Source organism: Pseudomonas sp. MDT1-85, assembly GCF_054898065.1.
Genome location: NZ_CM142715.1, coordinates 5,242,220 through 5,254,088 on the forward strand (window position 1 = coordinate 5,242,220; position 11,869 = coordinate 5,254,088).

Annotated in this window: 8 protein-coding genes; 1 reads left to right on the forward strand and 7 read right to left on the reverse strand. The window is 59.9% G+C overall.

All coding sequences use genetic code 11. The features are described 5' to 3' along the window. Positions 1-17 precede the first annotated feature (17 nt). Positions 18-3,914, reverse strand: a complete 3,897-nt coding sequence (gene purL / locus ACYZT2_RS23505; protein WP_461967764.1) for a phosphoribosylformylglycinamidine synthase — start codon at positions 3,912-3,914, stop codon at positions 18-20. A gap of 274 nt (positions 3,915-4,188) precedes the next feature. On the opposite strand from purL, the gene mltF reads away from it, so the two are divergent. Beyond that, the gene (gene mltF, locus ACYZT2_RS23510; protein ID WP_461967766.1) at positions 4,189-5,649 is read left to right on the forward strand and encodes a membrane-bound lytic murein transglycosylase MltF; all 1,461 of its coding nucleotides are present in this window, start codon (positions 4,189-4,191) and stop codon (positions 5,647-5,649) included. A gap of 84 nt (positions 5,650-5,733) precedes the next feature. Here the strand turns inward: mltF and pdxJ are convergent, their stop codons facing one another. The 6 genes from pdxJ to lepA all read right to left on the reverse strand — a co-directional run bounded on the left by pdxJ (position 5,734) and on the right by lepA (position 11,858). After that, entirely contained in the window at positions 5,734-6,480 is a 747-nt protein-coding gene (gene pdxJ, locus ACYZT2_RS23515; RefSeq protein WP_461967768.1) for a pyridoxine 5'-phosphate synthase, read from the reverse strand. A gap of 97 nt (positions 6,481-6,577) precedes the next feature. Next, positions 6,578-7,267 (reverse strand): DNA repair protein RecO, encoded by a 690-nt coding sequence (recO, locus tag ACYZT2_RS23520; RefSeq protein ID WP_461967770.1) that lies wholly within the window; start codon positions 7,265-7,267, stop codon positions 6,578-6,580. Positions 7,268-7,429: 162 nt separating this feature from the next. Then, positions 7,430-8,332, reverse strand: a complete 903-nt coding sequence (gene era, locus ACYZT2_RS23525; protein ID WP_008073130.1) for a GTPase Era — start codon at positions 8,330-8,332, stop codon at positions 7,430-7,432. Beyond that, complete coding sequence (rnc, locus tag ACYZT2_RS23530; protein WP_461967772.1) at positions 8,325-9,014, reverse strand: ribonuclease III; 690 nt, start codon at positions 9,012-9,014, stop codon at positions 8,325-8,327. The genes era and rnc overlap by 8 nt, the downstream gene beginning before the upstream one ends. Positions 9,015-9,198: 184 nt before the next feature. Beyond that, a complete protein-coding gene (gene lepB, locus ACYZT2_RS23535; protein WP_461967774.1) occupies positions 9,199-10,053 on the reverse strand; it encodes a signal peptidase I in 855 nt (284 codons plus the stop codon). A gap of 5 nt (positions 10,054-10,058) precedes the next feature. After that, on the reverse strand, positions 10,059-11,858 hold the full coding sequence (gene lepA, locus ACYZT2_RS23540; protein WP_461967776.1) for a translation elongation factor 4: 1,800 nt from the start codon (positions 11,856-11,858) through the stop codon (positions 10,059-10,061). Between the last annotated feature and the right edge of the window lie 11 nt (positions 11,859-11,869).

Here is an 11,869-nt window from a genome sequence, read left to right on the forward strand (position 1 = left end):
GCTTAGTTAACCCGCTCTTAGTTTACCCAGACCCGCGCATTACGGAACATACGCATCCAAGGTGCGTCTTCGTTCCAGTCTTCCGAACGCCACGAGTTCTGCACGGCGCGGAATACACGCTCCGGGTGCGGCATCATGATGGTCACGCGACCGTCACGGCTGGTCAAACCGGTGATCCCGCGCGGCGAGCCGTTCGGGTTGGCCGGGTAGTTTTCGGTGACCTTGCCGTGGTTGTCGACGAAACGCATCGCCACGCAACCCGACAGATCGGCTTCCAGCAACGCTTCTTCGCTGGCGAATTCGGCATGGCCTTCACCGTGCGCGATGGCAATCGGCATGCGCGAACCGGCCATGCCTTGCAGGAAGATCGAGTTCGACTCCTGGATCTGTACCATCGCCACGCGCGCTTCGAACTGCTCGGAACGGTTGCGCACGAAGTGCGGCCAGAACTCGCTGCCCGGGATCAGCTCGTGCAGGTTGGACATCATCTGGCAACCGTTGCACACGCCGAGGGTGAAGCTGTCGTTACGCTCGAAGAAACCCTGGAAGGCATCGCGAGCGCGGCTGTTGAACAGCGCGGACTTAGCCCAGCCTTCGCCGGCACCCAGTACGTCGCCGTAGGAGAAACCGCCGCAAGCCACCAGACCTTTGAACTCGTTCAGGTCGACACGGCCGGCCAGGATGTCGCTCATGTGCACGTCGATCGCGTTGAAACCGGCGCGGTCGAACGCGGCCGCCATTTCCACCTGACCGTTGACGCCCTGCTCACGCAAAACGGCAACCTGTGGGCGAATGCCTTTCTTGATGTAAGGCGCGGCGACGTCCTGGTTGACGTCGTAGCTGAGCTTGACGTTCAGGCCCGGGTTATCTTCTTCCAGCAGCACGTCGAACTCTTGTTCGGCGCAGTCGGCGTTATCACGCAGACGCTGGATCCGGTAGCTGGTTTCAGCCCACTGACGTTGCAGCAGACGACGCTGACCTTCGAACACGGTGTCGCCGTTGAACGTGATGCTGATCTCGCCGTTGTTCATTGGCTGACCGATCACCGACACGCAGTCACCCAGGCCCGCTGCGCTGAACTGCGCGAGGATGTCTGGAGTAGCGTCCTGGCGAACCTGGATCACGGCGCCCAGTTCTTCGTTGAACAGGATTGCAGCGATGTCGGCGGAGGTTTCTGCCAGACCGTCGAGGTTCAGGCTCAGACCACAATGGCCGGCGAAGGCCATTTCCACGGTGCTGGTCAACAGACCACCGTCGGAACGGTCGTGGTAAGCCAGCAGGTGACCGTCGGCGTTGAGGCCCTGGATCACGGCGAAGAAGGCTTTGAGGTCTTCGGCGTCGTCGACATCCGGTGCTTGCGAGCCGAGCTTGCCGTGAACCTGGGCCAGGATCGAGGCGCCCATGCGGTTCTGACCGCGACCGAGGTCGATCAGGATCAGGTCAGTGGTGCCCTTGTCCATGCGCAGTTGCGGGGTCATGGTCTGACGGATGTCAGCCACTGGCGCGAAACCGGTCACGATCAGCGACATCGGCGAAGTCACAGTCTTGTCGACACCTTCGTCGTTCCAGCGGGTGGCCATGGACATCGAGTCCTTGCCCACCGGAATGGTGATGCCGAGGTCCGGGCACAACTCCATGCCGACTGCTTTCACGGTGTCGTACAGACGCGCGTCTTCACCCGGGTGACCGGCGGCGGACATCCAGTTCGCCGACAGTTTGATGTCGGAGATTTTGGCGATGCGCGACGCCGCGATGTTGGTCAGGGTTTCGCCGATGGCCATGCGGCCCGACGCCGGAGCGTCCAGCAGAGCCAGCGGAGTACGCTCGCCCATGGCCATGGCTTCACCGGTGTAGACGTCGAAGCTGGTGGCGGTGACGGCAACGTCGGCCACCGGAACCTGCCACGGGCCGACCATTTGATCACGGGCCACGAGGCCGGTGATGGTGCGGTCGCCGATGGTGATCAGGAAGCTTTTGCTGGCCACGGCCGGGTGATGCAGAACGCGCTCGACGCAGTCGCCGATGTCGAGGGTCGACGGATCGAAATCGTCACCCAGCTCGTTTTCGCGAACGGCCGAACGGTGCATGCGCGGGGCTTTACCCAGCAGCACTTCGAGCGGCATGTCTACCGGGCTGTTGCCGAAGTGGCTGTCGGTCACGGTCAGTTGCGGTTCGGCAGTGGCTTCGCCGACCACGGCAAACGGGCAACGCTCACGTTCGCAGATCGCCTGGAAGCGTTCGAAGTCCGCTGGGCCGACTGCCAGAACGTAGCGTTCCTGGGATTCGTTACTCCAGATTTCGTGCGGGGCCATGCCCGGCTCGTCGTTTGGAATGTTGCGCAGTTCGAAGCGACCGCCACGGTTGCCGTCGTTGACCAGTTCCGGGAAGGCGTTGGACAGACCGCCCGCGCCGACGTCGTGGATGAAGCTGATCGGGTTCTTGTCACCCAACTGCCAGCAACGGTCGATGACTTCCTGGCAGCGACGTTCCATTTCCGGGTTTTCGCGCTGTACGGATGCAAAGTCCAGATCCGCCGAGCTGGTGCCGGTGGCCATGGAGGAAGCCGCGCCGCCACCCAGGCCGATGAGCATTGCCGGGCCGCCAAGAACGATCAGCTTGGAGCCAACGGTGATCTCGCCTTTCTGTACGTGTTCAGCACGGATGTTACCCATGCCGCCGGCCAGCATGATCGGCTTGTGGTAACCGCGAACTTCGTCGCCACGCGGGGTGGTGATCGATTGTTCGAAGGTACGGAAGTAGCCGGTCAGGGCCGGACGGCCGAATTCGTTGTTGAACGCGGCGCCACCCAGTGGGCCTTCGATCATGATATCCAGCGCGGTAACGATGCGCTCAGGCTTGCCGTATGGCACTTCCCACGGCTGCTCGAAACCCGGGATTTGCAGGTTGGACACGGTGAAACCGGTCAGGCCAGCCTTTGGCTTGGCGCCGCGACCGGTTGCACCTTCGTCGCGAATCTCGCCGCCAGAACCGGTGGATGCGCCCGGGAACGGGGCAATCGCGGTCGGGTGGTTGTGAGTTTCGACTTTCATCAGGATGTGCACCGGTTCCTGCACCGCGCCGTACTGGCGGGTTTCAGGGTCCGGAAAGAAACGACCGGCGACGTTGCCGACGATCACCGAAGCGTTGTCCTTATAAGCCGACAGAACGCCTTCGCTGTGCATCACGTAGGTGTTCTTGATCATGCCGAACAGGCTTTTTTCCTGGCTCTGACCGTCGATGTCCCAACTGGCGTTGAAGATCTTGTGACGGCAGTGCTCGGAGTTCGCCTGGGCGAACATCATCAATTCGATGTCGTGCGGGTTGCGCTTCAAGCCGACGAAGGCTGCGACTAGGTAGTCGATCTCGTCTTCGGCCAGGGCCAGGCCCAGCTCGGTGTTGGCATTTTCCAGCGCGGCGCGGCCGCCACCCAACACGTCGATCGCGGTCAGGGGCTTGGGTTCGGCGTGGCTGAACAGGCCGGCGGCTTGTTCAAGGTTGTCCAATACGATCTGGGTCATGCGGTCATGCAGCGCGCTTGCGATCAGCTGCGCCTGGGCATCGCTGAACTGGCCGGCGACGTAGAACGCGATGCCGCGCTCCAGGCGCTGGATCTTGGCCAGGCCGCAGTTGCGAGCGATGTCGCTGGCTTTACTGGACCACGGCGAGATAGTGCCGAAACGTGGCAACACCAGAAACAGACGACCGGTTGGCTCTTGTACTGGAACGCTTGGGCCGTACTTCAGAAGGCGCGCGAGCACCTGCTGTTCGTCGCCGGTCAGGACGCCGGTAACTTCGGCGAAGTGAGCGAATTCAGCATACAAGCCGCTGACAGCCGGAACCTTCTGGCTCAGTTGCTCAAGGAGTTTGCTGTGGCGAAAGGCAGAAAGGGCAGGAGCGCCGCGCAGGATCAACATCTTCGGGACAGCCTCGGGAAGGGGTGTGCTTTGAGGCCGTGCATTCTAGCCTAAACCGCCCGCGACATCACCCGAAACGGTACGCACGGCTGCACCCGAACGTCGGGCCGAGTATTCGGGCCCTGAACAGGCGCGCGCCGTGGGTTATTTTTTCTGTCACAAAATGCTGTCCGGGCCCATTCCTGCGGGCTCCAAGCGGGCTTTAGACCCTCTAGCAGACAAGCCCTTCGCTGTCGAGATATGGCGCTCGTGGTCCTTTGCGTATACTGCGCAGATGTTTTCCCCAACGGCTTTGCGTCCGCGGTACGCCAAATGGCTGATCGCAACCGGACTCTTCCTGGTGCTCGGTGGCTGTGTTGATAAACCCAACACGCTGGAGCGCGTAAAGGAGGATGGCGTGCTGCGGGTGGTTACCCGTAACAGTCCCGCCACCTACTTTCAGGATCGCAACGGTGAAACCGGCTTCGAATACGAGCTGGTGAAGCGCTTCGCCGACGATCTGGGGGTCGAACTCAAGATCGAAACCGCCGACAACCTCGACGACCTGTTCAATCAGGTGGGCAAGCCCAATGGCCCGGTGCTGGCTGCTGCCGGTCTGGTCAGCAGCGAACAACGTAAACAGCAGGTGCGGTTTTCCCACTCTTACCTCGAAGTCACCCCACAGATCATCTACCGCAACGGCCAGTCGCGGCCGACCGACGCAGGCGATCTGGTCGGCAAGAAGATCATGGTGCTCAAGGGCAGCACCCACGCCGAGCAATTGGCAGAGCTGAAAAAGAAATATCCCCGCATTGAATACGAAGAGTCCGACGCGGTTGAAGTCGTCGACTTGCTGCGCATGGTCGATGAAGCCCAGATCGATCTGACCCTGGTCGACTCCAACGAAGTCGCGATGAACCAGGTCTACTTCCCCAACGTGCGGGTCGCTTTCGATCTCGGTGACGCCAGCAATCAGAGCTGGGCCGTGGCCGCCGGCGAAGACAACAGCCTGCTCAACGAGATCAATACCTACCTCGACCAAGTGAAGAAAAACGGCACCCTGCAACGGCTCAAGGATCGCTATTACGGGCACGTCGACGTGCTGGGTTACATGGGCGCCTACACCTTCGCCCAGCATCTGCAACAGCGTCTGCCCAAGTACGAACAGCATTTCAAGACGTACGCCAAGAAAGAGAAAGTCGACTGGCGCTTGTTGGCCGCGGTCGGTTATCAGGAATCGCTGTGGCAAGCGGCGGTCACGTCCAAGACCGGCGTGCGCGGATTGATGATGCTGACCCAGAACACGGCGCAAGCCATGGGCGTGTCCAATCGCCTGGACCCCAAACAGAGCATCATGGGCGGCGCGAAGTACCTGGCCTACATGAAGGAGCAACTGGATGAGTCGATCCAGGAGCCGGATCGTACGTGGTTCGCGCTCGCAGCCTACAACGTTGGCAGCGGTCATCTGGATGACGCGCGCAAATTGACGGCCAAGGCAGGGTTGAACCCGGACAAGTGGCTGGACGTGAAGAAGATCCTGCCGCGCCTGTCGCAGAAACAGTGGTACAGCAAGACTCGTTACGGCTACGCCCGGGGCGGCGAACCGGTGCATTTCGTAGCGAACATCCGTCGCTATTACGACATCCTGACGTGGGTCACACAGCCGCAGCTCGAAGGCAATCAGGTCGCCGAGGGCAACCTGCATGTGCCGGGGGTCGACAAGACCAAGCCGAGCCAGGAAACCCCGCAGCTTTAAAGCAAAAGATCGCAGCCTTCGGCAGCTCCTACAGGGATTTGTGTACACCCTGTAGGAGCTGCCGAAGGCTGCGATCTTTTGATCTTAAGCCTTGGAAGCAGCCGCCAGAATCAGCGCTTTCATTTCAGAAACAGCCGACTTGAACCCGACGAACAACGCATGGGCCACCAGCGCATGGCCGATGTTCAGTTCGTTGATGCCTTTGATCGCCGCAACAGCCTCGACGTTGTGATAGTGCAGACCGTGACCGGCGTTGACGATCAGCCCTTGGGCCAGACCAAATGCCACGCCATCGGCCACGCGCTTGAGCTCTTCAGCGACTTCGGTTGGTGTCTCGGCATCCGCATAACGCCCGGTGTGCAGTTCAATGGCTGGCGCACCGACACGGCGGGACGCTTCGATCTGCCGTTCGTCTGCGTCGATGAACAGTGACACTTCACAGCCGATTTTCGCCAGGCGATCCACCGCTGCCTTGATCCGCGTCTCCTGCCCTGCCACGTCCAGACCGCCTTCGGTGGTCAGTTCCTGACGTGTTTCCGGGACCAGGCAAATGTGCGCCGGGCGGATGCGTTCGGCGAACGCCATCATTTCTTCGGTGACGCCCATTTCGAAGTTCATGCGGGTTTGCAGCACGTCCTTGAGCAGCAGCACGTCGCGCTCCTGGATGTGCCGACGGTCTTCGCGCAGGTGCACAGTGATGCCATCAGCGCCCGCCTCTTCTGCGTCCAACGCTGCCTTGACCGGATCCGGGTAACGAGTTCCGCGGGCCTGGCGCAGGGTGGCAACGTGGTCGATGTTCACGCCAAGAAGAATGCGATTGCTGGTGGTCACGGAAGCGCTCCTGAAGAAGGGAAAATTCGGTGCACAGCATACACGGGGAGACAGGGTCTGTTGACGCAAGCATCAACCGTTCCTATGGCTTGCGAAACTATGGCTTGCGAAACAACTCGCGGCTGACTAGAGGACGACCGCCCAGATGGACGGCCAATGCCTGACGCATCAAGCGCTTGGCAGCGGATAGCGCACCGGGCGCGGACCAGTCGGCATCCGCCATGGCCAGCAGTTCAGTGCCGTTGAACAGACCGGGTTGTAGCAGGTAGACCCGCTCCAGGCCTGCATCCACTTGCAAGCGATAGAGGCCGTCCGGCGCGATGGGGTCGCCGTGGATGTCGGTGCTTAACGCGAAGCCATAACCGAGGTCGTCGAGCAAACGCCATTCAAAGGAGCGCAGCAAAGGTTCCAATGGACGGCCTTCGGCCAGGGCGAGCAGGGTCGCGGCATAGTGATCGAAAACTGCGGGATGAGGGTCTTCGGCGGGCAGCAGACGGATCAGCAATTCGTTGAGGTAGAGACCGCTGAACAGCGCCTCGCCGTTGAGCCAGGTGGAAACACCGGCGCTTTCCATTCGACCGACGTTTTTCAACTCGCCCCGACCACGGAACTCGACTTCCAGCGGCACGAACGGCCGCGCCAACGTCCCGGCCTTGCCCCGTGCGCTACGTAATACTGCCCGCAGCCGACCTTGCGGCGTAAGGAAATCCACCAACGCGCTGCTTTCGCGATAGGCGCGGGAGTGGAGGACGTAGGCGGGTTGGCCAATGGGCGGGGTTGAGGACATGGAAATCGCAGATCTCAATGAAGGAACGCAGTATTACAAACAACCCAAAACCAATGTGGGAGCGGGCCTGCTCGCGATAGCGGTCTGTCAGTCAACATTAATGTTGAATACCAGGCCCTCATCGCGAGCAGGCTCGCTCCCACAGTGGATCTTTATGCAGTATTACAGGTCGCCGTAACCCAGCGAACGCAGGGCGCGCTCGTCATCGGACCAGCCACCTTTCACCTTGACCCACAGGTTAAGCATGATCTTGGAGTCGAACAGCAGCTCCATGTCCTTGCGCGCCTCGGTGCCGATGCGCTTGATGCGCTCGCCCTTGTCGCCAATGATGATTTTCTTCTGGCCGTCACGTTCGACGAGGATCAAGGCATGGATGTGCAGGGTTTTACCCTGCTGCTTGAACTCTTCGATTTCCACGGTGATCTGGTACGGCAGCTCGGCGCCCAACTGGCGCATGATTTTCTCGCGAACCAGTTCGGCGGCGAGGAAGCGGCTGCTGCGGTCAGTGATCTGATCTTCCGGGAAGAAGTGATCGTTTTCCGGCAAGTGCTCGGCGATCACTCGTTCCAGCGCATCCAGGTTGTGCCCGTGCTGGGCCGAGATCGGCATGATCTGCGCGTTCGGCAGCTGTTCCTGCAACCAGCTCAGGTGCGGCATCAGCTCGGATTTGTCTTCGATACGGTCGGTCTTGTTCAGCGCCACGATCAGCGGGCCGGTCACGTACTGAACGCGCTCGAGGACCATCTGGTCTTCGTCGGTCCACTTGGTGCGGTCAACCACGAAGATCACCACGTCGACGTCTTTCAACGCCGCCGAAGCGGTCTTGTTCATGTAACGGTTCAGGGCCTTTTCGCCGCCCTTGTGCATGCCCGGGGTGTCGACGTAGATCGCCTGAACGGCGCCTTCGGTCTTGATGCCGAGCATGTTGTGACGGGTGGTCTGCGGCTTGCGCGAGGTGATCGCCAGCTTCTGACCCAGGATATGGTTCAGCAGCGTGGACTTGCCCACGTTGGGACGGCCGACGATGGCAACATAGCCACAGCGAGTTGCGGTTGAATCAGTCATGGCCATTCTCCACGCCCAGGGCAATCAGTGCTGCGGCGGCCGCTACCTGTTCGGCAATACGACGACTCACACCCTGACCTCGGCTTTTTTCGTTCAGTAAGATGATTTCGCATTCGACGAAGAACGTCCGGCAATGCGGCTCACCCTGGATATCCACCACTTCGTAACGCGGCAGGTCACAACCACGGGACTGCAGGAATTCCTGCAGGCGGGTTTTCGGATCTTTGTTGGTGTCGACCAGCGTCAGGCCTTCGAACTCTCCGGCCAGCCAGGCCAGCACGCGCTCGCGCGCCATGTCCATGCCGGCGTCCAGGTAGATCGCACCGATCAGCGCTTCCAGGGCATCGGCCAGAATCGACTCGCGACGGAAACCGCCGCTTTTCAATTCGCCGGAGCCCAGGCGCAGGTATTCGCCCAGGTCGAAACCACGGGCCAGTACGGCCAGGGTCTCACCTTTCACCAAGCGTGCACGCAAACGCGACAATTGGCCTTCGCGGGCCAGCGGGAAGCGATCGAACAGCGCCTCGCCAGCCACGAAGTTGAGGATGGCATCACCGAGGAATTCCAGGCGTTCGTTGTTGCGCCCGGCAAAGCTGCGGTGAGTCAGGGCCAGGACCATCAGCTCCTGATCCTTGAAGGTGTAGCCGAGCTGACGCTCTAGACGGCTTAAGGAGACGCTCACGGTTTACCCACGCTGAGTTCGTGGCTGGATTCCACCGCCATCGCCGTGGTGCGGCGCAGGCTTGGGACAATTAACGCTGTGTTCAAAAATAACGTCCTGAATATCGTTGTTTTCATGCTTCTGTCGTCGATTATGCCGACTCCAGAAATGCATTCGGCGCTGTGTTCAACAGCGCCGTGTGTGATTACTTGATCAGGCCAACCCGCGAGAAATTCGGCAGGTGACTGAGTTTAGGTTCCGGCCAGCTCATCCAGACTGCGAAGGCCTTGCCGACGATATTCTTGTCGGGAACCATGCCCAGCAGATCCTTGGGAATGCTCGGATCATCCCAGTAGCGACTGTCATTCGAGTTGTCGCGGTTGTCGCCCATCATGAAGTAGTGCCCGGCAGGCACGGTCCACGAATGGTCCGGGGCTGCGCGGTAACGGCTCATTTCCTTGCGGATCAGGTGCTCGGCGATGCCGAGTTTTTCCTTGTAGAGCTCGGCGCTGCCCAACGTGCCCGGCTCGGAGCCGACCAGTTGTTCGGCGATCGACTCACCGTTGACGAACAGACGCTTGTCGGCGGTGTAACGAATCTTGTCACCCGGCAGGCCCACCACACGTTTGATGTAGTTGACGTTCGGATCGCTCGGGTAGCGGAACACCATCACATCGCCGCGCTGTGGATCACCGACTTTGATGACTTTCTTGTCGATCACCGGCAGGCGGATCCCGTAAGAAAATTTGTTCACCAGAATGAAGTCGCCGACGTCCAGGGTCGGTTTCATCGAGCCGGAAGGAATCTGGAACGGTTCCACCAGGAACGAACGCAGCACCAGCACGATGAACAACACCGGGAAGAACGACTTGCCGTATTCGACCAGCAGCGGCTCTTTGTTCAGCTTCTCGACCACCACCATGTCAGCCTGGCTGACGCTACCCTGGTAAGAGTTAATGGCAGCCCGGCGCCGTGGCGCCAGGAACAGCAAATCGAGCAACGCCAACAGGCCGCAGACGAACACGGCGATGACCAGCAACAGCGGGAAATTTAGTGACATAGGACCTAACTATCCAACCTGAGCACTGCAAGGAAGGCTTCTTGTGGAATCTCCACGTTACCGACCTGCTTCATGCGTTTTTTACCGGCCTTTTGCTTTTCCAACAGCTTGCGCTTACGGCTAACGTCACCGCCGTAGCATTTGGCCAATACGTTCTTTCTGAGTGCCTTGACGGAAGTCCGCGCAATGATCTGCCCGCCGATGGCGGCCTGGATCGCGACGTCGAACATCTGGCGCGGAATCAGTTCTTTCATCTTCTCGGTCAACTGGCGACCTTTGTAGTGCGCATTGTCGCGATGCACGATCAGCGCCAGGGCGTCGACCTTGTCACCGTTGATCAGCACATCCAGTTTCACCAGATTAGCTGATTGATAACGGTCGAAATGGTAATCCAGCGAAGCATAGCCACGACTGGTGGATTTCAGACGGTCGAAGAAGTCGAGGACCACTTCGTTCATCGGCAAATCGTAGGTCACTTGTACCTGGGTACCGAGGAACAGCATGTCGTGCTGCACGCCACGCTTTTCGATACACAGGGTAATGACGTTACCCAAGTGCTCTTGCGGCACAAGGATATTGGCCCGCACGATCGGTTCACGCATGTCTTCGATCGATGACAGGTCCGGGAGCTTGGACGGGTTATCGACGTAAATCGTTTCACCGGTTTTCAGCAGCAGCTCGAAAATTACCGTCGGCGCCGTGGTGATCAGGTCCAGGTCGTACTCGCGCTCCAGGCGCTCCTGGATGATTTCCATGTGCAGCATGCCGAGGAACCCGCAACGGAAGCCGAAGCCCAGGGCGTCGGAGCTTTCCGGGGTGTACTGCAGGGACGAGTCGTTGAGCGTGAGCTTTTGCAGGGCTTCACGGAAATCTTCGAAGTCGTCGGAGCTGACCGGGAACAGACCGGCGTACACCTGCGGCTGAATGCGCTTGAAGCCTGGCAGCACGTCAACGTCTGGCGTAGAGCTCAAGGTCAGGGTGTCACCGACCGGTGCACCGTGAATGTCTTTGATACCGGCGATGATGAAGCCCACTTCGCCGGCCTTCAGGTCAACGGTGGCGGTGTGTTTCGGGTTGAAGACACCGACGCTGTCCACCAGGTGGATCTTGCCGGTGGATTTGACCAGAATCTTGTCGCCCTTCTTTACACGACCGTGACGCACGCGTACCAGGGAAACAACGCCCAGGTAGTTGTCAAACCAGGAGTCGATGATCAACGCTTGCAGCGGATCTTCGTAGTTACCGGTCGGCGCAGGAATGGTGGAGACAAGGCGCTCAAGCACTTCGTCGACGCCCAGACCGGTCTTGGCAGAGCACTCGACCGCGTCGGTGGCATCGATGCCGATGATCTTTTCGATTTCTTCCTTGACGCGCTCCGGATCGGCCTGTGGCAGGTCGATCTTGTTCAGGACTGGCATGACTTCCAGGCCTTGTTCGATCGCCGTGTAGCAGTTGGCAACCGACTGCGCTTCAACGCCCTGACCGGCATCGACCACCAGCAACGCACCTTCACAGGCCGCCAGCGACCGGCTGACTTCATAGGTGAAGTCAACGTGGCCGGGGGTGTCAATGAAGTTCAGCTGGTACTTGATGCCATCGCGGGCGGTGTAATAAAGGGTGACGCTGTGGGCCTTGATGGTGATCCCGCGTTCACGTTCCAGGTCCATGGAGTCCAGTACCTGGGCTTCCATTTCGCGCTCGGCAAGGCCGCCGCACATCTGGATGAAGCGATCGGCCAGCGTCGACTTGCCATGGTCAATGTGGGCGATGATGGAGAAATTGCGGATATGACTCAAATCACTCACGGATCAACACT